The organism is Paracoccus albus (assembly GCF_027913035.1).
Lineage (GTDB): Bacteria > Pseudomonadota > Alphaproteobacteria > Rhodobacterales > Rhodobacteraceae > Paracoccus > Paracoccus albus.
This window is the reverse complement of sequence record NZ_CP115775.1, coordinates 222,222-246,692: the sequence shown is the minus strand read 5'-3', so window position 1 is coordinate 246,692 and position 24,471 is coordinate 222,222. Positions and strand designations below refer to the sequence as shown.

Sequence of the window (24,471 nt, the reverse complement as noted above, 5' to 3'; positions counted from 1 at the left end):
ATGCGAAATCGGCCAGGCGACGAGAAATCGCCAAATCCGATTAAATAATTGATATTATTAAATTATAATATTTCTTCACTCGCCAATGGCAGAATTATGCTTGCCAAAAAGGAAGCAAACCCGGCCGAATGGCAGTTAATTGACTGCCGATACAACAATTGTGAATACCGCCATTTAGTTGCCATCGAGTTCAACGATTGCTGGGTATCATATGCACGATCGGCCGGCTCTTCTTCCATTATACACGGATAATTCTGCCATCGAAAAACCCATGAAAAAGGCCGCCAAACGGCGGCCCCGGATAAACTGGGTTCGGGAAAGGCTGATTTCAGCTGTTCAGTCGTCGGATCTCATCCAGATCGATTCGAATCGCCTTGAAGCCCGTCTCACCAACACAACGTCCGATACCCTTGATCTGCCCGTCAAACACCAGCTTCAAAACCGATTGCATCGTCACCCGCGCCCGCTTCGTGCATTGGGTCAGCGTGATCCATTCGGCATCATGATGTTGGATTTCGGGCGCGAGGGAATGAACCCGATCCAATAGTGCTCCGACTTCGCGGCCATCAAATCCGCATTTGTCCCTGCCCTTCGGAGTCTTGCTGCGATGAAGTGGGGTGAGCAGGCCTAGATCGATGAGCGTTCTGACAACGGGCAGACTTGCGTTCAGGTATGCCTGAAGCCCAAGAAACGGAACTGCCCGGCAGAGTGCCTCTGCTGCATCAAGTCCCGGAACAGTATCGACCAGAACCACGGAATTGGACTTGTCCGCATCCTCGCTCGCAACAAGACCCCTGTTGACCAGAACCTTGCGCAGGGTCTGCCGGTGGAGTCCGGTCTCAAGTGCAAGCGACTGGGCCGAGTATTTCAAGCGCCGCTCAATGCGCTTGCCCAGAAGCTCTCTGCCCACAGTGACGTCCATATTGTTGATGATATAGTTGCGCAGCAGCTTCTTGATCGGGCCGTGATCACTGCGTTCGCCCGGCTCCCGCAGCCAGTTGTATAGGGCCCCAAAGACGGTCGCATAGTTCTGCCCGCCGATATCCTGCCGATACGCATTTCCCTGGAGCATCGTAAGCGCCTCATTGACGCCCGCTTCGCCGAAGGAGGTGAATTTCCATCCATTACGCCCGGCAAAATCCAAGTCCTCGCTGTCGACCCTCCCCATCATGACTTTTGCGCCGAATGTCATTACGATCCCCAGCATCTGGGTCGCCTTGACGGCCTGTTCGAGGGACTGACGGTCGAGCCATGCGGGGCCGGTTTCGCCGTTCAGCCGATTGATGACATAGGTTTGAATTGGCGAAGGTTCGCGTCGCGGCAATTCGTCCGCCAGCGCGACCAATTGCTGTCCGCGCTCAGGCACGAGCTCCCGGATGCCATGCAATTCACCAGCCCCCCGCGGACGAAGGCGCGGGGCCAGACGAAGGTTGTGGCGGGCGCATGTCGTCACCACCCGAAGACTCCAGTCGAGCCGCGCAGAGCGGTTGTATTTGGTCCCACCCGCCGCCTCGTCATCTTCAAGCAGGCAGAGCGGGCAGAAACGCGTCTCGTCGCGCAGGATCATCGACACCGGCAGGGTCTCGCCCCGCAGCGAATAGCTGTGCTTGCCGTCGGACATGGCGGTGTTCAACCACACCGGCCCGGGTGCCTGTCCGGCAACCTCGCAGAGGCGATTCACGGCGGCTGGCCGCCCCGTAATAAGATCCACTGGCTTGATCCCCATATCCGTCAAGAAGGGCCGCAGGCTGTCGGTCCCATGCAGGGCAGACAGGCGCGTGGCCCAGGACAGGTGGGTTTCCTCGGGACGGAAGGGCAACTTAGGCGTGAGAATGGTCATGGTCATTTTTTCCGGCTGTATTTGCGGGTAACGGGTTGGTCGTAGACCCGGTCGGGATCGATCGCGGCCCAATCGTCGGTCAGAAAGATGTTTCGCCCGGGCTCGCAGCCTTCCTGCATCGCGTAGACTCGCGCGAAATGGTCGTTTTCCAGTGAAGCCGCGCCTTGGCCCAAGGCGATCTCGATCGTGTTCAGAACGGCCTCAATGCTGCGACCAAAGCGATAGCGGGCGCTATGGAAGATCCTGCGGACAATGTCGGACGACAGATCGGTGTCGAGCCCGGCGACGCCGCAGTAGGCGTCGATGATGTCGTGGAAATCCTCACCATCGGTCGCCGCGCAGACCGGGCGCAGGTTCATGACCGAGAACCTGCGCTGAACCTGCGGGTCGGACCGGATGACCTCGCTCAGCCGCGCTGTGCCAGACAGAATTACGATCACCGCGTCGTCGCCCTGCATCAGGGACTTTAGCGCCCGCAGGATCTGCGCGCTGTCCTTGCAGAAAAGGTCATGCGCTTCGTCGATCCACAGCACCGAGATCCCCAACATACGCAGACGCGTCTTGATAAGATCCCAGATGCTCCACGCTTCACGGCGCTCGCCAACAATCGGATAGCCGCTGCGGCGCAGGATCTCGTGACCCATACTTTTCAGCGTCGCCGGGCTTGGCACGCTCACCCCCAGGAAGGCCGGCTGTCCGTCGACATGGGCTTGCAGCGCGGGGTGTTTCCCGAGCGCACGGGCAACCATGGTCGACTTGCCGCCACCGGGTCCGTCGACGACAAGGATACCACGCGTCTCACCCGTGGCCGCAAACCTGACCGCCTCCGCTGTCAGGTTGCCTGCATCATCGCGGCGCAAGAGCCGTTCGAGATGGGACGCAAACTCGATGTCCCGCGGTGCGCCGATATGGCGCGAGCGCAGATCCATCATGATCTCGGCGTTCTTTGCGTGATCGATCATTCCCGGTCCCCCATTTTGAACTTGCTATCACCCTTGCGCCTGCCTTTTGGCGCGCTGACTGGCGCCGCTTTGGCGCTGCTGTCGTCTTGATCGGACAGGAGCGACTGGCCGATACCATCTTTACGCGGCTTGGATGCGGGGACAGGACCAACCTCAAACCCGATCATCAGCTTCGCCTCTTCGCGCTTCACACGGTCTTCGGACCAGTCTTCAGACAGAAGCCCCATGGCAGCCTGCGCGTCATGTGACCTCGCCCGAATTTCGTTCATCGCATCGAGCATGACTTTTTCGTTGTGCTTCTTACGGTCCGGGTCCGCGGCGCGAACTTCGCGGACAGCCGCCATCCAGAGCTGCGCGCTGGTGCCATCCAAACCATCCATGACCGCCGGCAGCGTGTGCCACGTCTTGTCCAGATTGATCTCGATGGCGCCGATATCGCTTGGCAACCAGCGAATTTCTACGTCCCTTTCGGGACAATGAAGGAAATAGTTTGCCAGAACCGTCGAATGGTAGTGCACACCCAACACACGCACACCTTTCTTCCCGACTTTGCGCAGAAGCCTCTGCCCGAAGATCTGGCGCGAACGCTGCACGTCCGGCGGCGGCGTGACACCATACTTGGCAGTCAGACGCTCCCAGCATTCGGCGGGAGTCTCTCCGTCCAAGCCTTCATGTTCGGTGTTGTGATAGACATCGACAACCCAGCGAACGAGAATATCAGCCAGGTCATTCTCGGTCAGGCAGGCCCGGTCCTCTGGATTGGCGTCACCTTTCTCGACGATGTCAGAGAAGGTCCGACCCGAAAGTTCCGACATCAGACTCGACCCCATGGTTCCGAAAAACCGTTCGATCCGGCCACGAAGTTCCGCAATTCCTGCTCGAGGCCGAAGCATGTCGATGCCCACATCTGCACCGGCAATCTGAAAAGCATTGGAAGTGAACGCAGGACCACAGTCCGTGACCATCGTCTCTGGAACGCCGTGCATGTGCCAGGCGCCGTGCGTCTTCACCACGGTCGAGAGCTGCCCCTTGTCGGAAAGCACCATCTTGAGCGCCTGAATGGCTGCGTTGGACGTCGCAGTTGGCGTCAGAACCATGCCGAGAATGCAGCGTGTCCTGGCACACATCGCGACCGTCAGCTTCCAACGGATCGTATTCTTGCCTGACAAGCCAACCGCGATTCGCTCCTCTTCTGACAGCTGCTCCAAAATCCCTGCCTGCGCCAGAAGCGTGATGAGATCGATGTCCCATTCATCCATTTCCACGCGCTCCAGAGGTCGCGTGACATCCAGTCCTTTCCCGACGGGCGCGAATTTGATGCGTGCCGCAGCCGCGCCCTTGCGGCGGAGCTCTACAAGGAAAGGCTCAAGGTTTCGGATGGCATGGCGCACGGCCCCACGGCCCGGGCAATTGAGCGGCGGCAATCCATGTGCCTCTCGCTCAGCGTTGCGATGCACGAACGCAGCGTTCACTTTCTTTACGATCACGTCGATGGTCGGGCGATCCGGATGCATGTAACCCCGCACCTCGCGCATCAGAATCTCCACCTCATCTGGATGCCACCTCGATTGGCGATTGCCACGAGCCTCAGTGCGCTGAACAAGCCCAACCAAGCCGTTTTGCTCATAATCTTTGAGCCAACGGCGAAGTGTGCGCGTGCTTGGTGGCTTCTTCAGGACGACATCTCCTGACGCGTGCGTAGCCCGCCGACCGAGTTGCTGAGTCACGAGATTGAAAACGTAGAGTGTCATGTCTCCCATGTTCGCCCTGATCGCGTCATCGGTTCGATTGACTTCGCCGAGGCGCTCCTTCTCGAGGAAGGCCTCGACCCAGGCCTTGCGCTGGCAGAGCAAGAATTGCTGTCTTTCCGAGAGCAGCGAGATTGCAGTGTCCGGCCGGCTGAGGCGGCGTTGTGCCGCCTCAGCTCCGAAATAGCGGCGCTCCACACGCAACTGCTTCCTCGCACCGAGATTGCTCAGCTCTTTATGTGTGAACTGCTGGCACGCACCGGTGCCATCGGCGAATGCAAAGAGCCACCCCACCTCGTTGTGGCTAACGGGAAGGTATTCCGAGCCGTTGATCGTCACACGATCATGCGGGTGGAAGGCATAGGTGTGGCGGGTTGTGTCAAACGAAAGGTTCATTTGTATACTCCGGCTTTGAAAACTTCGGTGTCATGGGTGATGGGTTCATGGCGGGTCATGGAAAGCTGCCGGTCAGCAAGGCAGCGGATCAGGGCCCGATAGCCGCGAGCCCCCATGTCGATGCGATCCCGAAGCTCCCCAAGGGTCGTCAGTCCCGCCATTTTCTGAAGAACTGCCGCCGCGGCCGCGTCTGCCTCGGCGTCAGGCTTGCGCATTGCCCGGATGAGTTGCGCATTCGTAAGCTCAACGCGATCGATATCGGCGTCTGTCAAAAGACGCACGTCATCGACAAAGCCAGCCGCCTTGGCCTGACGGGCAATCTCGCTGATCTCGGCCAGGAATTTTTCAGTCAGTCGCGCTTCGGGCTTGACGGTATAAGCGACCCGAGCACCATCGGTCTGATCGACACACAGGTCGAAATAATGGGTCTTCAGGCGACCGTCCGGTCCACGCCATTCGAACGCAACCTGCTCACGCAGCTCCTCGGTGGTTTCATGCGCATCAAGGCAGCATGCCCATTTGCGCTCCAGCAGGCTTTCGATATGAAGAACCCTGCCGGGCCATGGTCCCACCATCATCTGGCCGGTGAAATGCCCTTTGGACATCCTCGCCGGCCGACGATCGCAGGTGCTCGGCACATGCAACATCGTGAAGCCGTCTTCGTCGACGTAGTGATCTTCCAACATGTCTGTCTCTCGACGTCGGTGTTTGTCCCCGCCCGGAACTGGATGGGAAGTCCGCATCGCGCGGCCAAAAGACATGCGCCATCACCCGGCCAAGCCGGTGAGTTCACCTGTCGGTGCCGCGAGGTTCGTCAGGAGACGGCTGTGCGACCGACCCGGAGGGCCGGCACACGCAGCACATCATCTGCGAACAGAATTGTTCGGGAGGTCAGACAGATCGCTTGAATTTCCGGGACGGAAATGCTAAGCGGAAACCATATTCAGGGTAGATTTCGGTCTGCCTCATAGAGACGCTCGATCTGTTGGCGCAGATCGGGCGTCTTTGTTTCTAAGCCTTCGACATGGTCGCGTCCTTTTTCGCTATAGACGGATGCAATTAGTATCGCATCGCGCCACACTTGGAAATAATTCCAAGCTATTTCATTCGCTTATGCGAAAACCGAAATTTCTTTTCGATCCTCGACGCACACTGGAACGCAGCAGTGGCATATCTGGCCCACACGATGGTGCCAGTTACCAATTGCTGCGCAGCCGAACTCACCGCACCTGTTGGAAAACAGATGCGAATATTCAGCTCAGCGGCGTATCTGAGAAGATTTTTTTGCCGGCATGTCGAGAGAAGACCTATCGTCAACCGGCATGCGAACCCGCAAAACGCCCCGATTCGTCATGTCGCCACGGGCAAACGAGGCGACACCACCCAGAAGGGTGCTGAATGCTTGCCGCGGTCCAAGGCTAACAAAGGGCTGCTTCATCAGGGTCATGGCGTAAGTATATAGGAAGTTGGAAAAATATCGCAAGCGGGAAAATGAAGCACCCAAAAGCTCTGCAACTATGAAGCGAAAAACATCGCTTTCGAGTCATTCTGGCAGCGATGAACTGTATGATCTCAAGAACAGTTGAGTTCGCTGATCATCCAGAACCAATTATCTCACTAGCAATGCTTGTCTTGCTCATCTCATTCAGATCGCCTCGACAGGCACGGTCGGACTGCAGCACAGCGCAGGCGGTGGCGTGCGATGAGTAAGCAGCCTCGGCAGGGGACAGCGTCGCCCTCACGGCGACTTGGCCAAACCTGCATTTCGGACACGCCGCAGCGAAACCTTGGTTACCCTACGATTGTGCACTGAACTGTTCTCTTGATGCGAGACGGGATCTTCATACACATTCAACATGGATGGTGATAAGGTGGTCGCATGAGCAAGAGCAGCGCACTCAAAAAGTCTTCTTCCAGCAGACGCTTCGCGACCGGGCCTTTGGGTAAGGGCAAGGCCGCAAAGTTCGCCATGGTTGAGGGCATAACGACCAGTGCCAAATCCGCCAAGATGCTCAAGACCCATGCCGATCGGGGGCTCAAGGGGGACGCGCTTCGCTCGGCGATAGCCGCCTCCTTTGCCACTCAGAAAGGAAAATGAGCCGGTATGACGTCGCGGAGGATCCTCTCTGCTATCCCGGCACGTCTGTCCTTATAAACAAAGCTGGCCTGACCAGTCAGGACGAACTTGATCAGTTCGAGCAGCTTATGTTCCTGACCAGGTCGGAGGAACCCCTGCCTGAGGGCACGCTTGATTATGGGCACTATCGGGCCATTCATCATCATTTCTTTCAAGACGTCTACACATGGGCAGGGCAAGCTAGACAAATTCGAACCGCCAAGGGTGGGAATTGGTTCTGCTTTCCAGAATACATCGACCGTGCGATGAGCCGCATCTTTCGCGATCTCGCCGATGAAGGCCATTTGGCCAACACGAGCAATGTGCACGATTTCGCCGCGCGAGCGGCTCACTACATCGCCGAAATCAACGCGGTGCATCCTTTTCGTGAGGGAAACGGGCGGTGTCAGCTCACTTTGCTGGACATCCTCATGCAGGTCGCGGGGATTGAAATGATCGAGGACAACATCAATGAGCAAGAGTTTATGGAGGCCATGATCGCGAGCTTCGCTGGAAACGAAACCCCTCTCGTGAACGCGATTATCAAGATGGCCGGCTGAAACGGGCGAGGCGCAGCAGATCCTGTTCGGCCTGCCCTAAGCATATGCGTGAAATAAATCCTGCGCTAGACAGCGGCGTTCGAATAACAGTCGAGCCTGTGCGACCCGCAGATTGAGCGGAGAACGGGCAAGCGGCGGCGCGGAAAAAAATAGAAGACTTTCGATAAACCGGACCTTCACAATTAATCTCCGGCACCGTCGCCCAAGGACGAAGTGCAACTTGTCTATACGGTTGGAGGCAAGCTTCTCCATCAATACGAATAGCCGGGCGTCTTTCTGAGCCGCGCCAAATGAGGCTCAATTTCCGCACGGTAAAAGTCTGGCCAGTTGTCCCGATCGACAATATCAACGGACACTGACTCTTCCGACGCATCGATGCTGTCCTGCAACGCGCGTGTTATCGCCTGTGCCAGTCCGTCCTTCTGTTCCTCGGACCGACCGGGCATCATATGAACAACAACATGGGGCATTACGCTCTCCTATTCTGGCGTTAGCTGGCCGCGCCTGGGCCTGGCGTCTTCGCGAATATCACGACCAGCAACCCCACCATCGAAAATGCGACGCTCGCCAGCACTGCCTCAGACCATCCCAGGAACAGATCTTGCTGGGAAAAGCCATGCGCGACAAGCAGCGCTATGACCGCAAAGCCGATAGCGGATCCCAGATAGCGGGCGGTATTGTTGGCGCCCGATCCCATGGCCGCGCGCTCATCCGGCACACTTTCTACCGCCTGATGCCCCAGAGCCGCGTTCAGCACGCCATTTGAGATGCCAGCGACAATCAGACCGGGCAGCGCGAGTTCCCAAACGCTGCCTTCTTGCAGAAACAGCAGCATCGCCTGACCGACTGCGCAGCCGGCGAGCGACCCGATCAGCACGGCTCTCGGCGACAAACCTCGGGTCAAGGCACCCGCGGAGAGTGCAGTGACGGCGGTCAGGCCCGACCATGCCAGGATCACCAGGCTCGCGGCGATTGGGTTGAGGTGATAGCCCTGCTGGAGGATCACAGGCACAGATGCCATGATCGCCAATACGCCAGCGCCGGATGCGAAGGCGCCGGTGGTTGCGACAACGAAATCCCGGTTCCTGAACAAATCGAGTGTCAGAATGGGGTTTTTTGCACGCCGCTGCTGCCACAGGAAGGCCACCAGAAAAGCCGTGCCGACGATGGCGAGCCCACCGACCGAAACCGTCAAGCCGCTGCGCATCTGGATCAGAGCTGCGAGAAACAGCACGAGGCCGATCATAATGAAAGCGGCACCCAGATAATCGATCCGCCCTTGATTTCCCGATGCTCGCGGCAGAGCGTATTGTGCGCCCAGCGCAAGGAACACGGCAGCAAAACTGATAAGGGCATAGGACAGCCGCCATCCGCTGAAGCTGAGCAGAAGCGAGCAGATGATCGGACCAACCGCGACGCCCAGCCCCAACGATGCAGCCCAGATGCGCGATGCCCGGATACGATCTTCACCCTTGAATGCTTGTCCAATCAACCCCAGACCACATGCCAGAATGGCCGCGCATCCCAGCCCCTGACCGATGCGACCGGCGACGAACACAACGCCGGAGTTCGCGAGGGTTGTTACAAGCGATGCAAGCGCGGTCAGCCATAGGCCAGCGACAAAGACATTCCGCCGTCCCAGCGCATCGCCCATGGCGCCTGCGCACAAAAGCCCGGCTGCAGCACCCAGCGGCATGGCACTGAGCACCCAGGCCTGCAATCCCACGCTGCCACCGAGGGAAGCGACGGTCGCCGATGCCGTTGTCAAAGGAGCGCAGAAGATAATCAAAGCCAGAGAGGTCGCTGCAGCAACGCAGATCAGGATGACATTGGCAGACGAGCTGCCTTCCGGGTTTGTAATCATTTTCATGGTAATGCCTTTAATGAGAGCTTTGCGGCCCGGAATGGGCAAGCTCCGGGCCGCGTGGACTCTCGATCATTCGGTTGTGGGTGCTGCGTATTCCTCGTCAGAGACGAGGTCACCCCAGGTGACATTGGTGTCGCCCTCGAAATATGTCAGCGCGATGTGCTGCATCAGCGATGTGTCGGTCGCGCCATGCCAGTGTTCGACATTCGGCGGGCACCAGACTGTATCGCCGGCGCTGATCTCGACACGCTCACCATCGCGTTCCTGCACCCAACCGGTGCCGGAGGTGACGATCAGTGTCTGGCCGCGCGGATGGGAATGCCATGCCGTGCGCGAGCCGGGCGGAAAGGTCACGATCCCGGTATTATGCGTATTCTGCTCATTCGCGGGCAGCATGGATTCCGCGACGGCATTGCCGGTGAAGTTCTCCTGCGACATCACCCGTGCCTCGTTCGTGCCGGGCGAATTCACCTCGACGGCACTGGCAGCACTGGCAACCGCAGTTGCAAGACTTGCGATCAGGATAAGGTTTTTCATCTTCTTCTCCATATTGAGTGTTTTCAGACGTAGGCGAGGTAGCGCCCGGCCACGAGAACGCCGATCCAGCTCAGCGCGGACACACCGCCCGCAATACGCGCAGCTATCGGCGGCGTCGGTTGCTGATCCCAGATCGAGACCGAGCGATAGATGCCGAAGTGGAACACCAGAATGTTCACCCCGGCGAGGGCGATCAGACCCAGCTTCCAAGGAGCTGCCGCACTGAAGCCGACCGCGCGGGCGATGCCGAAGAACATCAGCACCCCACTCATCAGCACTGCGGCGAAGCCGACATGGCTGAGAGGCAGCAGATTGCGGGTCACCGTTGTGACTGGCACGCCGCGCCCGCGAAGGCCCATAAGCCGCAGGTCGACCACAAGTGCGGAGCCGACCAGCAGGGCAATCCCAAGTATGTGGATGCATTCCAGCACGGGATAGGCCTGTGGGGCGGACCGAACCCAGACGCCGAGCGATGACTGTTCCAGCCCAGCCAGCAGGTCCATGAACCACTGAGATGACTGAATGGTCACCAGCCAGCCCTCAGTTCGCCGGTTCGGGGCTGGTCGGGAAGGCGGTCAGCTGTTGCCAGACCCCTTGTCCATCTTCCAGCCAGAACATCACCGGTCGCAAGTCATCGGAATCGGCAGAGCCGAGATAACCCAACACTTCGATCGTTTCGCCAGCTTCAAGTGGACGATCCAGCCCCCAGCGGGACATCCAGCTGGGACCGGCCAGCGTGAGGTGAATTTCTTCATGCTCGCCCTCGTAGGCACGGGCCGAGGCCATTGTCTCTGCGCCTTCTTGTGCGTTTGCCCCTTGCGGAAGCGGCCGGTCGCGGAAGCCGTCGGGCAGTTCGGTCCGGTCTACCGTGATGGTGACCTCGGAATGCGGGTTGCCCCAGCGGACATCGGTGACGGTCCCCTGAATGTAATAGGCGCGGCTGGTATCGAACGAACTCCAGCCGTGATGCGCCAGAGCAGCCAATGGCGCGACAGCAACGCCGGTTCCGGCAAGCGTGAAGGCAATGGTGGCGGATTTCAGGAACGTTCTGAACATGGTTTTTCCTTTCGTTGACTGGGAAAAGAGGCGCAGATCACTCGGCGCGATCTTCGAACACATCTTTGGCGACGGGCAGGGCCGAAAAGACCTTGGGCCAGCCGGTATAGAAAGCGAGATGGGACAGGACGGCGCCCGCTTCTTCCTGCGTCAGGCCATTGTCCATCGCGCGGTTCAGATGGAAAGTCATCTGCTCGGGCTGTCCGGCGGCGATCAGCGCAGCGACAGTCACAAGGCTGCGGTCGCGCGGCGCCAGCGCCGGACGTAGCCAGAGATCGCGAAACAGGAGGTTCGTCGTATTGTCCAGCGTGCCTTGGCTGACATTGCCATAGAGTCCCTGAAGGCGTTCAGCGCGGGCGTCGTCGGCCTCTTCATCGAGTGGCAGCAGTTCTGGATCAGCGACGGGCAGATCCTCGGCGGTGATGCCGCGTGCGGTGAAAACTGGCGCGATAGCAGCCGCGGCTGCGGTCGCATTGCCCATTCCGGTATAGAATGCCAGATGCGAGAGCGCTTCCGAGATTTCCGCGCCGGTCAGCCCGGCATCCAGTGCGGCTTCGACCTGCGCGGGCAGGTCTTCGGGCTCGTGCCGCGTCACCAAGGCGGCGATGGTGACAAGCGACCGGTCCCGACGCGACAGCGCCTCGTCGGACCAGACAAGGCCATAGAGATCGTTTGCCATATAGCTTTGAAGCGCGGGCGCGACCTGCGCCACGGTGTCCGGCACCTGCTGCGCATGGGCTCCACCTGCAACGGACAGACTCAATGCAGTGATTGCGATGGTCTTTTTCATTTGATCATCCTTTCAAGCTGGTTTTGTCTCCAACGCCCGGTTGCGCTCGGCAGCGTTCGCGGGCGTCGATCGATGCGTTGTCAGGCAGCGCCGTTCAGATGCTCGCCAAAGAATGTGGTCAGGCGATCCCACGGGATCACCTCTGTGCGGTCATAAAGGTCGATGCGGTTCGCGCCTTCGACGACGACCAGTTCCTTCGGCTGCGATGCCATCTCAAAGGCCCGGTCGGTGTAGGTGCGCGACGGGGCGATTTCGCCGACAACGAACAGGATCGGTCGCGGCGAGATGGATTCGATGTCGATGAACGGATGGAAGTTCATGAACTTCGCATAGGTCGCGGGCGTCGTGCGGCGATCATTGGAAGGGACCCGGCCGCGCTCGGTCTGGTAGAAATCGTTGGATTCCGCGGCTTCCAGAAACACGGGGTCGTTCTGGCCGGGGCCGTAGATCGGCTCACCTGTTTCGAAGGCAGTAAAGCGGTTTTCGGCCGCGATCTGCAAGTCGCTGTTCCGCGTCTCTATGGCGCGTTCGCCCTGAATGCCGGTGCGATAATATTCGCCCATGTCATACATGCTGACGGTGGCCAGGGCCTTGATGCGCGGGTCGATCTTGGTTGCGGCGATTGAGAAACCGCCGCTGGCGCAAATCCCGATAACACCGATATTCTCTCGCGAGACGAAGTCACGGGTGCCAAGGTAATCCACGGCGGCGCTGAAGTTCTCGACATAGACATCTGGCAGCACCGCGCCACGGGGCGTGCCTGCGCTTTCACCCCAGAAGGACTGGTCGAAAGACAAGGCGACAAAGCCCTGTTCCGCCATCTTGGTGGCGTAAAGATTCGCCGCCTGCTGCCGGACCGCGCCATAGGGGTGGCCAACGACAAGCGCAGGGTAGCGCCTGCCACTGTCCATCTGACGGGGCGTGAACAGGGTTCCGACGACCTCCATGCCGTAGGTGTTGGTAAACCGAACATTCTCGGCGATCACCTCGTCGCTTTGATAGAAATTGTCAGCGCCACGCGACAGATCAGGCCCGGTCGCACGCGCGATGCCGACCCCACTTGCCCAGGCAGTGGCTGCCAGTGCCGTGCCGCCGGCCAGAACAGCCCGGCGGGATGGCGATTGACGGTCAGCTATGCCGATTTTGTTGATAACTTCGGACATTGGTTTCCTCATTTCTGTAAATTGGTCTTGTTTCAGCCATCGCGATCAGTTCGCGCCGGACATCCGGTCACGGGTGAAGACGTAATCGTCAGCCGCCCGCCCGGCGTGGCAGGACGCGCAGCGCCCGCCGTTTTCGGACAGGTTCGGGCTTCCATCCGGCGCGAACTCCCGGAAACGCCATGCTCCCGCTGTGCCGCCTTCCCATTCGCCGCGTTTTTCCATGACTAGGATGCGGTGAAGTGCGCCATCGCGGTAATCATCCATCGTGATCACCGTGCCATTGGGGAACGGTTCACCATCGCGCGCCGCAGCAATGGCTTCATCCGAGGTGAAGATATGCTCGGTGATCCCGCCGCGCGTTACGGTGGTATATTGCTCACCCCGCGCGCCCTCAGGGGGTAGTTGGATGGAGCTGTTGTCCTGGGCCGAAGCGATTTGTGCGGTCAGGCAAAGGCCAAGCGTTGCAAAAATTTGAAAGCGCATCTGCTATCTCCCGTGTTCGTTGGAAGACAAGCTAAGGCGCGGCCGGTTCAGAAATTAGAGTGAAAAGATTCAGTTCTTATATGACATCATGTCATCACGGATCATTGCCGATACCTGAGGGCATCGATGATCAGCGAGAACGCGGGTGAGGCCTGTCTGCGACTGGGATAGTAAAGATGATATCCGGGAAAGGGTGGCGACCAATCCACAAGAACCGCTTCCAGTCGTCCAGTGTCCATAGCTTCAGCCGCGAGGCCATCAGGCACATAGGCGACCCCGTAGCCCTCAAGTGCGGCATCGTAGACCGCTTTGATCTGGTTGAACGTCCATTGGCCCGAAACGCGCACATTGACCTCACGCCCGTCCTTCTCGAATTCCCATGGGTAAAGCCCACCATGGGTCGGAAGTCGCAGGTTGATGCAATTATGCCCCGTTAAATCGTCCGGCGTTATCGGGCGGCCATGTTTCTCAAAATAATCTGGTGTGGCCACCGCCCTCATCGCGAAATCAGGTCCGATGCGCACTGCGATCATTCCCTCTGAGACGCTTTCGCCCATGCGCACGCCGGCATCGAACTCGCCCGACACCAGATCGGCCAGCGCGTAATCGTTCTGAAGCTCAACCTTGATATCGGGATAGTCATGCAACAGGTGCTTCAGGCGGGGCCAGATCACTGCGTCAATCGCATAATCCGTCGCGGTGATCCTGAAGTTCCCTGCGGGCCGGTCACGTTGTTCGAGCAGCCGGTTCAGCGACAGCTCCATCTCGGCCAGGTTCGGCCCCATCTCTTCCAGCAAGCGCCGTCCGGCCGATGTGGGCGAGACTTTGCGCGTCGTCCGCGACAGCAGCCGAATGTTCAGGCGCTCCTCCAGCCGCCGCACATTGTGGCTGAGTGCCGATTGCGACAGGCCCAGTTGCGCAGCAGCACGCGTGAAGCTTCCCTCACGCGCGACAGCGACAAAGGCCATGATGTCGGTGATGTTTTCTTTAAGCATGTCGCCATCGGATTTCTGCCAGGCGTTGAGATGATGTCGCTAATCTATGACATGGGGTCATTTATCCTAGCAAGGGCCAACGGCTACCGCGTCAATAGCGTGGTGGATATGCTGCATCGAAACTGACGACGGAGAACAGGATGCGGCCGAAAATCATCTGCCACATGATAACTTCAATCGACGGACGTTTGCTGACGGATCGGTTCGAACCACCGGCCGGGGTCACCGACTACAACGCGTTCCTATGGGCGAGATACGAGGAAGCCGAGGCGCGGTTGCCGCATGATGGCTGGATCGCGGGACGCAAGACACTGGAACGGTATGCGGTGTCCCTGACGGATCACGCTCTGGAAGCACCGACAGAGCGTCAGGATGTCATCGGCGACCGCCACGGGCAAAAACTGGGCGTGCTTTTTGACCCGTCAGGGCGCCTGTTTTTCGAGAAGAACACTATGGAGGATCATCTGGTCTTCGTCTTTTCCACCCAAGTCCCGCAGGCTCATGTCGATCATGTCCAGTCGATCGGTGCCAGCGGTCTGTTTGCCGGACCGGATGGAAGAGATATTGCGTCCGTGCTGGACAGGCTTGGCGACCATTTTGGAGCGAGGACGCTGTTGCTTGAGGGTGGAGCTCGATTGAACGGTGCATTCCTGGCGCAACGCCTTATCGATGAAACCAGCACACTTGTCATGCCAGCCATTGATGGCCTGGCTGGGATGCCGTCGATCTACGAGCACTCTGCATCAGAGAATGATCCTCCGGCACAAGGTCAGGCAATGGAACTTATTTCAGCGGAGACGCTGGAAGGTGGCGTTGTTTGGTTGCGACACAGGTTGCTGTCTCAGGCAGCAAACCCGCCATCAAAGGCATAATCCGACTCTGACCGGCGCCGCGTTGCCACCCTATACGACCGAAGTCCCGAGATCTTCTTTTCCGCCATCCTGCTCGCTGCGACCGTCATCTTCTGGCTATGATCAAGAAAGAGTCCTGACCCTATGGCCGGCATACTGTGTTTCGGCCAGGCGCAGTTCGAACATTCGCGGATGCCTCAACTTCCTGAACGCCTATTCAGGAATATCACCGAACCGATCGCCGCTATTATGAACAATACCGATGTCAGGCTGTTGAACAGGAACCATGGATCGCCGCCGGTCGCAGCAAATGCTTCGCGCGCGGTTTGTTCCAAAGGACGAGCAAGTATGAAGGCAATGACGAAGGGCAGCACGGGGACCTCCACACGCCGCATCGTATAGCCCAGAACGCCGAAGCTGAACGTGACCCACAGCGCGAACAAACTGGTTTCCTGCACGTAAATTGCCGTGAGAGTGATGAGCAGCACGGTCGGCAGCAATATCTGCCCCGGGATACGCGCCAGAACACCCATCGAGCGCATAAAGTAGCCGCCGATCGTCCAGTTCAGCAAATTCCCAAGCGCCATTAGGGTGAAGATACCGAATGCGATCACCAGTTCCGGGTTGATTTCGGGCGTGGTGAAGCGAAACACCGCAGGGCCCGGATTGAAGCCGCCAATGCTGTTTGCGGCGAGTATCAGGAAGACGGCTGCCGCATTGCCCGGGATGCCAAGGGAGAGAACCGGAATGAGGTTCGCGCCTGAGACGGCAGAGTTCGCGGATTCTGTCGCCGCGATGCCTTCCGGCGCACCCTTTCCGAATTCCACATCGTCCGGTCCACGTCTGCCATCATACCGACGTTTTGCAAGGCTATATCCCAGCGTCGCCGCCAGAGTGGAACCTACTCCCGGTAGGGCTCCGATGATGGTTCCGATAACCGCTGAGCGAGCAATAGACGGGCTTATCCGCTTAATATCGCCCGGTTGCAGATCGTCCGCCTGCGGATCATGAATGATGTCGTCGTCGGCACTGCCATTGCGACCGGACTGCCACAGTTCTTCTATCGAGCGGAAGATCTCGCCCAGGATCAGCACGCCCAGTATCGTCGAGACCAGCGGGAAGCCGTTCGACAGCGCGTCAATCCCGAAGGTCATCCGAGGGCTCAATGCCTGACCTGTTCCGACATAGGCCACGGCGAGCCCCATCGCGACGGCCAGCAAGCCCTTGCCGACGGATTTGCCCATGACCGCCGCGATGAATGAAATCGACAGGATCAAAAGGGCGGTCTTCTCCGGCAGGTCGAGATAGGCTTCGACCGCAACTGCAAGGAAGGGTGCACCAACAAAAAGCACGATGTCCGAGAACGTATCCCCGCTCACCGAAGATATCTGCGCTATGCGCAGAGCTCGTTTGGGTTGGCCCGATTTTGCCATTGGATGCCCATCCAGTGTGGTCATCAACGCGTCCGGAGTGCCTGGCATGTTGAACAAGATTGCGGGAACGGCACCGCCGACCGTTGCCCCCTTCATGATGCCAATCAAAAACCCGAAAACCGGCAGAAGCGCATCGGGAGTGAAACCGAAGGCGGAAATCAGAATAGGCAGCGAGATCGCCATTGCCATCGGACCGGCAAGGCCCGGCGTGGCACCAACCGCGATACCTGTCAGCAGCCCGCCCAGCAGCATTGCCGGCGCCGCCGGGATGCCGAAGCCGAACAAAGAGAACAACGGTTGGCTTTGAAAGACCGAAACGACACCAAGCCAGATGTAGTTGAGAATGTCGCTCATACGTCACCATTCGGTGGAAGGAGAAGATCCGGAAACGGCAGGTCGAAGACAGCAATCAGAAAAGTGACCGCAGCCAAGCCAACGCCGATGGCTCGCCAGCTTACCCGCCCTTCGATGAAAGACATCAAGGAAGCGACAAGGAAGGTTCCCCCGAGAACGAAGCCGATATATTTCCACGGCGCGGTATCGCGCAGCTCGCGGTAGCTGAGTTCGTCCGCGCCGAATCCGTTGGCGATTGCGACCAATGCTGGCCCACCTGATCGCATCAGGAGCGTTGAGATCGCGAAGATGGCGACCAGCAAGCCAAGGAAGCGCAGGTTTTCCAGCGATATATGCGCGACCCAGTTTTTGCCGCGGCCTTCCAGCAGGATCAGCCCGCCTGCCAGCGCCATCAGCGCGAACGAAGCCGCTGGTGCAAGCGCCTCACCGATGGACACGCGCCCCCTTTGTCGGGCGATTAGACCAGATGCGCTGTCACTGGGCAACCACACAAAGATCGCGACCAGAGCGATAAGGATGACCGCGCATCCGAGGTATATCTCTGAATTGAAGCGTCGCATGTCTCTGCCCTCCCCGACAGAGCCGTGCCCTTCAGCTTTCGTTTGCTGCGCTCAGAAGGGCTTCGGCTTCTTCGTTCAGCTCCAGCATACGAGCGTCGACGTCCTCGCCCGTCAGCACGTCTGCGCCACCGAACCCGGACTCCACAAGCTGATTTGCTTCGCTTTCGGGGTCGTTCAGGACATCCGCAATTGCTGAGCCGAGTGCTGCCCGCGCGGATGGATCAAGGCCGCCCGGCGCGATAAACATGAAATATCCGTCCAGCAGATATTCCCCGCCCAGATCGGTAATCGTCGGAGCATCGGGTGAATCGCCCAGTTTCTGACTGATGCCGCTGACAATATTGACCATCTCGCCCTGCTGAACGGCCTTGGACTGTGCGCCTGCGACCCAGCCGACATCCAAATCACCGCCGCGCAGTCCATTCATCACGCCCGCGCCGCCTTGAACCGGAACGATATTGAAATCCAATCCGACGGACTGACCAAACAGCCACGCGACATCCGCTTGCCGATCTGAGGCAACCCCAAACCTGACCGCTTCACCGCCTTCCGCGGCTGCAACAACCTTGTCCCAACTGTCATATGCGCTGCCTGTCATAGCCACGAGGCCGAGTTCAAAGCTGGCGGTCGTTGCAAGGGAAGTGAACTGATCGAGCTGCAGTTCGGGATCGCCTGCCGCAAGCGCACTGTAGGTCAGCGTCTCTGAAACGACCATCCCGATAGCTGTTCCGTCCGCCGGCTCACTGGTCAGTTGCGCGGCCAGCGACAGACCCGAATTGCCCTCAACCTGCTCGGGCAGGATTGTCCAGCCGTATCTCTCTTCGATGCCCTGCGCGACAAGGCGCGCTTGCGTATCCGCGCCACCACCTGCTGCGAAACCTATCAACAGCTTGATCGGACCCGGAGGCTCCCAGTCCTGCGCATTTGCAAATACCGGCGCCGACAGAATCGATGTCGCCAGCAAGAGGTGTTTGAAAAGCTTGGTCATCTTGTCCTCCCCTACAAAATTTCCCTGATCCAACCTCGCAGGCACAGGTGGACATGTCAACGAAAAAGGTTGACATGTCCACCTTGTGGGGAAATGATCCAGTTGGGAGGAAGGTGAATGCGCGACGATGACTCACAGCAAAGCTCGATTGATATCGACTTGCTTCTGCCGTTTCAGCTGACGCAGCTCAGTGCAAAGCTTGCCGCACAGGCGCGTGTCATCCTGGCTCGTCACGGAAAGCTATCTCTTCCCCAATGGCGTATCATTCGAATCGTCGGCATGCAGGTTGCTGACCGCTCGACCGCCGTCAGAAAAAGCTCTGGCATCGACAAGGGGCAGTTCAGCAAGACCGTTAACGCTCTGGTCGAAGAAGGCTATATCGCGACAGCGCCGTGCAAAACTGATCAGCGCCAATTCGTCATCACGCTGACAGACAGGGGCCACGCCGCCCATGATCGGCTGGCCCCTGAGTTGGACGCGCGCCAGCGACATCTGCTGAGTTCGTTAACGCCGGAACAACGCGAACTGGTTTTTCCGATTATCCGTGCCTTGGCCCAGGCGGCAGAGACAACCGATTTTACAGAGACCCAATCCGACGAGGAATGATGCATGACCAAATCGAAAAATCTTCTTGTCATTCTATCAGATGAACATCAGGCGACCGCGATGGGCTGCGCGGGCTCATTTGTGAAAACACCGAACCTTGACGCGCTTGCTGCGCGAGGGACCCGGTTCACCAATGCCTACACGCCCTCCCCGATCTGCGTTCCCGCAAGGGCGGCCTTTGCAACCGGCCGATACGTCCATGACATACGCCTGTGGGACAATGCGATGCCCTACACCGGTAAGCCACGTGGTTGGGGGCATGCCCTGCAGGATCAGGGCACGCGCGTTGAATCTATCGGTAAGCTGCATTACCGCGATGCCGAAGACCCAGCCGGCTTTGATGTCGAGCATATTCCGATGCAGGTCGCGGGCGGCCACGGGATGGTTTGGGGCTCAATCCGCCGAGAGGATGAGCGCGTCGTTAAGGATGGCCGCATGTTGGGCACCTATATCGGGCCGGGCGACAGTAACTATACGCGATATGACACCGCTGTCACCGAACGCGCGATCAATTGGCTGTCAGATGCCGCACAGGACGGCCGCCCTTGGTGTCTATATGTCGGGCTGGTGGCACCGCATTTTCCGCTGATCGTTCCGCAGGAATTCCTTGATCTCTATGCACCGGAAAGCATTCCACCGATAAAGCTGCATCCCCGCGGCGGCTATCAGCTTCACCCTTGGGTCGCGAAGCAGGCGGCATCACTGGCAGGCGACAGTGCCATGAAGGACGAGGATGAGCGGCAGCTTGCCCGACGTTGTTACTATGCACTGTGCAGCTGGATGGATCACAATGTCGGCCGGATCGTGGATGCACTCGAACAGGTTGGCCTGTCCGGGGACACGACCATCATCTACAGTTCGGACCATGGTGACAACGTGGGCGCGCGCGGGCTCTGGGGAAAGTCCAACATGTATCAGGAATCCGTCGCGGTTCCGCTGATCGTCAGTCAACCAGACGCGGAAGGCGGAATCTGCAACACGCCGGTCAGCCTTTTGGACGTCTCGGAAACAATCATCGACCATTTCGATGCGACGCTGGAAGGCGACAGACCGGGCCAGTCTCTTTATGATATTGCCGCCGAAGCTGATGACTCCGACCGCATTGTCTTCAGTGAATATCATGCGGTGGGTGCGGTCTCGGCCTGCTACATGCTGCGTAAGGGGCGCTGGAAGCTGATCCATTATCACGGCTTCGCGCCGGAGCTGTTCGACCTTCATGACGATCCCGAAGAAACAGTAAATCGCGCTGCGGACCCAACCTCCAAGCCGGTGCTGGATGATCTCTATGCAGAGCTGGAAGCGATCTGTGATCCAGCCGAGATGAACGACCTGGCCTTCACCGATCAGGACGCACTGATCGAAAGTCATGGCGGGCTGGAAAAGGCAATGAATGTCGGGGCGCCAGCCGCGACCCCGCCGCCAGAGGTAAACTGAGCGATGACCGATAACCAGAAAACCACGGACCGCACCAAGACCATCGAGGCCCTTCGCGAATTCTTGGGCGACCGGCTAAGCATCGGCTCTACGATCCGCGAAATGCACGGTCGAGACGAGGCTTACTCGCCGCCTGCTTTGCCTGACGCCGTCGCCTTCCCCGAAACGACCGAAGAAGTCGCCCGTATCGTCCGCATATGCGCCGATCATCGCTGCCCGATCGTTCCTTTCGGGATCGGGTCTTCGCTGGAAGGACACGTCATACCGGTCAAAGGCGGGATAAGCGTCGACACCAGTAGGATGAACCGCATTCTGGCGATCAACGAACGCGATCTGGATGCAGTGGTTCAGCCCGGCGTGACGCGCGGCCAGCTTAACGAGGATCTGCGTGCGACGGGTTTAATGTTCACCGTGGATCCCGGAGCCGATGCGACGCTTGGCGGGATGGCGGCAACCAGAGCCTCTGGCACAAACGCCGTGCGCTACGGCACCATGCGCGAAAACGTCTTGGCGATGGAGGTGGTGCTGCCAGATGGACGTATCATCGAAACCGGCTGCCGGGCGCGCAAGTCATCTGCAGGATACGATCTGACCCATCTGTTCATCGGCTCGGAGGGGACGCTTGGCATCATAACGCGGCTGACGGTGCGTCTGTTTGGCCAGCCCGAAGCAATCCTAGCAGCGACCTGCGCCTTCGACAGCGTTGATGCAGCGGTCGATACTGTCATTCTCGCCATTCAGACCGGCCTGCCCATGGCCAGGATAGAGTTGCTGGACGAGATCCAGATGAAAGGCATGAACCTGTTCACGCCGGATTTGAACCTCCCGGAAAAGCCGCATCTGTTCATAGAGTTCCATGGCACTGAAGCCGGTGTCGGCGAGCAAGTCGAAAGCTTCGAGGCAATCGCAGGTGAGTTCGGCGTGTCTGATTTCCGATGGGCCCGCAATACAGAGGACCGCAACAAGCTCTGGCAGGCGCGGCACAACGCCTATTTCGCGGCCAAGGCGCTGCGCCCCGGCGCCACGGGCGTGCTGACTGATTGCTGCGTGCCGATTTCCGCGCTCGCCGAGACAATCAAACGGACAAAGCAGGAAATCGCCGCATCCGGTTTGATCGCGCCGATTGTAGGCCATGTCGGAGACGGCAATTTTCATCTTTCGATCTTGGTAGACCGCGACGATCCGGCCGAAATCGAGAAGGCGAAGAACCTAGCAGCGACCGTAAACCGAACTGCGCTGGAATTTGGCGGAACGGTGACAGGTGAGCATGGCGTAGGCACAGGCAAGAAGGCGTATATGCGCGACCAGCACGGGGAGGCCTGGGATTTGATGGCCCAACTCAAGCGCGCAATCGACCCACTCAGTATCATGAACCCTTCGAAAGTCGTTGAAGAATAACAGCACTCGCCAGCTTCAAGCCCGAGAACATGAAGGCAATTGCACGCGCCTGCTTGTCCTTGGCGACCAGAGATGCCGCGATGATCGAGCCGATGCCGAAAAACGTGCCGTGGTTGAAGGCGGTCAGGACACGTCCGGCAAGCGCGACCGGAAGGCTAGAGGCAATTGCGGTCAGAACGTTGCTCGGGGTGAACAGAAGGACGAGGCCGATGAGCATGGTTTTGCGCGGGGCGCCTGAACCAAGCACCGTCAGGATCGACGCCCAGACAAACACGCCAAGTGCATAGGTTGTGGCCATCAGCCCGGCGGTCGGGATGTCGACACCGAAATCAGCGGCGATCTGCGGCAGGATCCCGGCGACAACAAATTCATTCAGGCCGATACCGAAAGCGCCGATCTCGACCGCCGGTCGAAGTGATAGTGTCAGGCACCGAACGGAAAATCGTGAACGTGCGGCAGAAGTCCCCGCTCAGCGAGATGGCCGTCGATCTCCCGGACACGTTCCTGGCTTTCCTTGTCGTCATAGGTGAAGACGTGGTCGACGGGCAGGATCAGGGTGCCGTTCAACAGCGGTTCGACCTGATGCGCGGCGCTCAGATCCTCTCCAGCGAGGTCTTGCGTGATCCAGATCCCAGTGGTCGAGTGCCGCTGCACGACCTCACCACTGGCGTCTGTCGGCTTCACATCGAAGGTAAATTCCAGCCCCACCGTCGCATGGCATGCCGATGCGTAGGTCTTGATCAACATGAGCCTGGGGAGATGTCCGATCGGGGCTTCCATCCGATCAATCCTGCGCATCGACAGGCCGGATATTTCGCTGAGCTCCGCCTTGCTGAGGCCTTGCGCCATCCGAACTTCGCGCAGCGCCAGGGCGATGCTCTGCTTCTCCTTATGGGCGTCGAGCAAGGCTGCCGCTTCCGGATGCGCGGCTCGGAAGCGTTGAAAGAACTCGTCTTCTTCATGTTCGTTGGTCATTCTTCCTTCCTTTCACCGGAGGTAATGTTGCTGTCGGGTGCTCAGCTGAGCATCGGCCGGCGTTCGAGCACTTCTGCGCGTTCAAGCAGTCGGATCACCGTGCGCAGGCTTGCCTGGCCTAGCATCTTCTCGGTCGCACTGAGGGCGCTATCCACCGCGGCGAGTGACGCTTCCGACAGGCCCCTCCGGCTTCCCTCTTGCTTTGCGAAGCTGCGCAGCTCGTTGACGGAAAGCGCGGGCAGATTCACCACGCTGCAACGGCTCAGCAGAGGGTCCGGCAATCGGTCGATGTTGTTCGCCAGCAGGATGAAGGACAGCCAGGACATGTCCAGCGTCACCCGGAAATAGGGGCAGCTCCAGGCCATGGCAGTCGAGCGTTCCAGCAGAGGCAACAGGGCGTCGGTCAAGCCATGTGTTGAACCCTTCGTCGAGGATTGGATACCCGCCTTTTCAACCTCGTCGATGATGATCAGCGGATTGCCGGTCAGTGAGTTCAGCACCGTCTCGAGAATCCGACCCGGACCGGCGCTGCCCCAACCGCGCTGAAGGCCTGCGATACCAAAGCTGGCACCTTCGCCGCTGGCATCAATCCGCAGGGATGGCACGTCAAGCAATTCGCCAAGACGGGTGGCCCATCGTGTCTTGCCGATCCCGGGCGGGCCGTTGAGGAGCATGGGCGGAAGTCGAAAGCCGATCTCACCATCGAATGCCGAACGCCGCATGGCATGCCAGACCAGTTCGGTGGCGGGCGCCATCCAGGGCATTTCCTGATGGAGCTGGGCCGCGATTTCGTCCGCCTGATCCTCGGACTGGATCGCAGTCAGGCGCACGCCCTGACGGAGGACGGAAAGCCGCTCGACCTCGTCGGGTTTGAGATGGCTCAGGCCACTTGCCGCTGCCCGCGCCGCGACGATGCGCCCGGCACGGGCCTTGATCTTGGCGACATCGGCCTTCGGCAGGCGTCCGCGGAAATTGTGCCGGGTGATCGCCATACGAAGCTGCTGGGATTCTGCATCGGCGCCCTCCGGGGGCGGATCGTCCGGGGGCGAGCGCAGCTTTCGCAGGTGCTCGACAAATCTGTCCTGCACATCGGCGATGGTTTCGTCGCTCGCGGCGAAACTGGCTTTGATGAAGGGAATGCGTGTCATGGCGGTCCTGATCTGAGCCCCGCAATGCCATGCCGCCGCGCAATCGCGATGAGACTTGCGAGAAGTGAAAGATTGGGACCCGGGTCGGTGAGGGCAGATGGCCCGCAAGACCGATCAGCGTCAAGGCTGACGGCAGTTCGCGGCGATGCGAAACCGGCCAGGCAATGTGAAATCGCCGAAGTCTGACAACTAATTGAAATTATTCAATTAA

At 59.0% G+C, this 24,471-nt stretch carries 25 protein-coding genes and 1 pseudogene; 7 read left to right on the top strand and 19 right to left on the bottom strand.

What is annotated here, in order from left to right; all coding sequences use genetic code 11:
• Positions 1 to 328: 328 nt before the first annotated feature.
• Genes PAF20_RS01260 through PAF20_RS01245 form a run of 4 tightly spaced genes read right to left on the bottom strand, consistent with a single transcriptional unit; the run spans position 329 to position 5,632 of the window.
• Positions 329 to 1,846, bottom strand: a complete 1,518-nt coding sequence (locus PAF20_RS01260; protein WP_271071951.1) for a TniQ family protein — start codon at positions 1,844 to 1,846, stop codon at positions 329 to 331.
• A complete protein-coding gene (locus tag PAF20_RS01255; RefSeq protein WP_271071950.1) occupies positions 1,843 to 2,802 on the bottom strand; it encodes a TniB family NTP-binding protein in 960 nt (319 codons plus the stop codon). The genes PAF20_RS01260 and PAF20_RS01255 overlap by 4 nt, the downstream gene beginning before the upstream one ends.
• Positions 2,799 to 4,946 (bottom strand): TnsB C-terminal domain-containing protein, encoded by a 2,148-nt coding sequence (locus PAF20_RS01250; protein WP_271071949.1) that lies wholly within the window; start codon positions 4,944 to 4,946, stop codon positions 2,799 to 2,801. Before PAF20_RS01250 ends, PAF20_RS01255 begins: the two co-directional genes overlap by 4 nt.
• The gene (locus PAF20_RS01245) at positions 4,943 to 5,632 is read right to left on the bottom strand and encodes a PDDEXK family nuclease (RefSeq protein WP_271071948.1); all 690 of its coding nucleotides are present in this window, start codon (positions 5,630 to 5,632) and stop codon (positions 4,943 to 4,945) included. Before PAF20_RS01245 ends, PAF20_RS01250 begins: the two co-directional genes overlap by 4 nt.
• 1,193 nt (positions 5,633 to 6,825) lie before the next feature.
• Here PAF20_RS01245 and PAF20_RS01240 point away from each other — a divergent pair.
• A complete protein-coding gene (locus PAF20_RS01240) occupies positions 6,826 to 7,044 on the top strand; it encodes a hypothetical protein (RefSeq protein ID WP_271071947.1) in 219 nt (72 codons plus the stop codon).
• Positions 7,041 to 7,622, top strand: a complete 582-nt coding sequence (locus tag PAF20_RS01235; RefSeq protein ID WP_271071946.1) for a Fic/DOC family protein — start codon at positions 7,041 to 7,043, stop codon at positions 7,620 to 7,622. The genes PAF20_RS01240 and PAF20_RS01235 overlap by 4 nt, the downstream gene beginning before the upstream one ends.
• Before the next feature lie 251 nt (positions 7,623 to 7,873).
• Here the strand turns inward: PAF20_RS01235 and PAF20_RS01230 are convergent, their stop codons facing one another.
• The 9 genes from PAF20_RS01230 to PAF20_RS01190 form a co-directional block, all read right to left on the bottom strand.
• Positions 7,874 to 8,092, bottom strand: coding sequence for a tautomerase family protein (locus PAF20_RS01230; protein ID WP_271071945.1), 219 nt, complete (start codon positions 8,090 to 8,092; stop codon positions 7,874 to 7,876).
• 20 nt (positions 8,093 to 8,112) lie between these two features.
• Positions 8,113 to 9,492, bottom strand: coding sequence for an MFS transporter (locus PAF20_RS01225; RefSeq protein WP_271071944.1), 1,380 nt, complete (start codon positions 9,490 to 9,492; stop codon positions 8,113 to 8,115).
• 66 nt (positions 9,493 to 9,558) lie between these two features.
• The gene (locus PAF20_RS01220) at positions 9,559 to 10,026 is read right to left on the bottom strand and encodes a (R)-mandelonitrile lyase (protein WP_271071943.1); all 468 of its coding nucleotides are present in this window, start codon (positions 10,024 to 10,026) and stop codon (positions 9,559 to 9,561) included.
• A 23-nt stretch (positions 10,027 to 10,049) separates the two neighbouring features.
• Positions 10,050 to 10,556 (bottom strand): DUF6644 family protein, encoded by a 507-nt coding sequence (locus tag PAF20_RS01215; protein ID WP_271071942.1) that lies wholly within the window; start codon positions 10,554 to 10,556, stop codon positions 10,050 to 10,052.
• 10 nt (positions 10,557 to 10,566) lie between these two features.
• Positions 10,567 to 11,082 (bottom strand): DUF6152 family protein, encoded by a 516-nt coding sequence (locus PAF20_RS01210; protein ID WP_271071941.1) that lies wholly within the window; start codon positions 11,080 to 11,082, stop codon positions 10,567 to 10,569.
• Between the two features lie 37 nt (positions 11,083 to 11,119).
• Positions 11,120 to 11,872: a carboxymuconolactone decarboxylase family protein gene (locus tag PAF20_RS01205; protein ID WP_271071940.1), complete on the bottom strand. Its 753-nt coding sequence runs from the start codon at positions 11,870 to 11,872 to the stop codon at positions 11,120 to 11,122.
• An 80-nt stretch (positions 11,873 to 11,952) separates the two neighbouring features.
• Entirely contained in the window at positions 11,953 to 13,035 is a 1,083-nt protein-coding gene (locus tag PAF20_RS01200; protein WP_271071939.1) for an alpha/beta hydrolase, read from the bottom strand.
• Positions 13,036 to 13,080: 45 nt separating this feature from the next.
• Positions 13,081 to 13,518 carry a cytochrome P460 family protein gene (locus PAF20_RS01195; protein WP_271071938.1) on the bottom strand — a complete coding sequence of 146 codons (438 nt, stop codon included), beginning with the start codon at positions 13,516 to 13,518 and terminating at the stop codon, positions 13,081 to 13,083.
• 101 nt (positions 13,519 to 13,619) lie between these two features.
• Complete coding sequence (locus tag PAF20_RS01190; protein WP_271071937.1) at positions 13,620 to 14,513, bottom strand: LysR family transcriptional regulator; 894 nt, start codon at positions 14,511 to 14,513, stop codon at positions 13,620 to 13,622.
• Between the two features lie 140 nt (positions 14,514 to 14,653).
• On the opposite strand from PAF20_RS01190, the gene PAF20_RS01185 reads away from it, so the two are divergent.
• Positions 14,654 to 15,385 (top strand): dihydrofolate reductase family protein, encoded by a 732-nt coding sequence (locus PAF20_RS01185; RefSeq protein WP_271071936.1) that lies wholly within the window; start codon positions 14,654 to 14,656, stop codon positions 15,383 to 15,385.
• A 9-nt stretch (positions 15,386 to 15,394) separates the two neighbouring features.
• Positions 15,395 to 15,487: pseudogene (locus PAF20_RS01180) on the top strand (IS5/IS1182 family transposase); the annotation flags it as partial.
• A gap of 74 nt (positions 15,488 to 15,561) precedes the next feature.
• Here PAF20_RS01180 and PAF20_RS01175 read toward each other — a convergent pair.
• The 3 genes from PAF20_RS01175 to PAF20_RS01165 are packed head-to-tail and all read right to left on the bottom strand — an operon-like array spanning position 15,562 to position 18,699.
• Positions 15,562 to 17,151 (bottom strand): tripartite tricarboxylate transporter permease, encoded by a 1,590-nt coding sequence (locus PAF20_RS01175; protein WP_271071935.1) that lies wholly within the window; start codon positions 17,149 to 17,151, stop codon positions 15,562 to 15,564.
• A complete protein-coding gene (locus PAF20_RS01170) occupies positions 17,148 to 17,711 on the bottom strand; it encodes a hypothetical protein (RefSeq protein WP_271071934.1) in 564 nt (187 codons plus the stop codon). Before PAF20_RS01170 ends, PAF20_RS01175 begins: the two co-directional genes overlap by 4 nt.
• Before the next feature lie 31 nt (positions 17,712 to 17,742).
• Positions 17,743 to 18,699, bottom strand: a complete 957-nt coding sequence (locus PAF20_RS01165; protein ID WP_271071933.1) for a tripartite tricarboxylate transporter substrate-binding protein — start codon at positions 18,697 to 18,699, stop codon at positions 17,743 to 17,745.
• A gap of 117 nt (positions 18,700 to 18,816) precedes the next feature.
• On the opposite strand from PAF20_RS01165, the gene PAF20_RS01160 reads away from it, so the two are divergent.
• Genes PAF20_RS01160 through PAF20_RS01150 form a run of 3 tightly spaced genes read left to right on the top strand, consistent with a single transcriptional unit; the run spans position 18,817 to position 22,137 of the window.
• Positions 18,817 to 19,305 (top strand): MarR family winged helix-turn-helix transcriptional regulator, encoded by a 489-nt coding sequence (locus tag PAF20_RS01160; RefSeq protein WP_271071932.1) that lies wholly within the window; start codon positions 18,817 to 18,819, stop codon positions 19,303 to 19,305.
• A 3-nt stretch (positions 19,306 to 19,308) separates the two neighbouring features.
• Positions 19,309 to 20,739, top strand: coding sequence for a sulfatase family protein (locus tag PAF20_RS01155; RefSeq protein ID WP_271071931.1), 1,431 nt, complete (start codon positions 19,309 to 19,311; stop codon positions 20,737 to 20,739).
• Between the two features lie 3 nt (positions 20,740 to 20,742).
• Positions 20,743 to 22,137, top strand: coding sequence for an FAD-binding oxidoreductase (locus PAF20_RS01150; RefSeq protein ID WP_271071930.1), 1,395 nt, complete (start codon positions 20,743 to 20,745; stop codon positions 22,135 to 22,137).
• Here the strand turns inward: PAF20_RS01150 and PAF20_RS01145 are convergent.
• Genes PAF20_RS01145 through PAF20_RS01135 form a run of 3 tightly spaced genes read right to left on the bottom strand, consistent with a single transcriptional unit; the run spans position 22,106 to position 24,260 of the window.
• Complete coding sequence (locus PAF20_RS01145) at positions 22,106 to 22,534, bottom strand: MFS transporter (protein WP_271073226.1); 429 nt, start codon at positions 22,532 to 22,534, stop codon at positions 22,106 to 22,108. The genes PAF20_RS01150 and PAF20_RS01145 overlap by 32 nt on opposite strands.
• Before the next feature lie 26 nt (positions 22,535 to 22,560).
• Positions 22,561 to 23,112, bottom strand: coding sequence for a hypothetical protein (locus PAF20_RS01140; RefSeq protein ID WP_271071929.1), 552 nt, complete (start codon positions 23,110 to 23,112; stop codon positions 22,561 to 22,563).
• A 41-nt stretch (positions 23,113 to 23,153) separates the two neighbouring features.
• Complete coding sequence (locus tag PAF20_RS01135) at positions 23,154 to 24,260, bottom strand: AAA family ATPase (protein ID WP_271071928.1); 1,107 nt, start codon at positions 24,258 to 24,260, stop codon at positions 23,154 to 23,156.
• Positions 24,261 to 24,471: the final 211 nt, after the last annotated feature.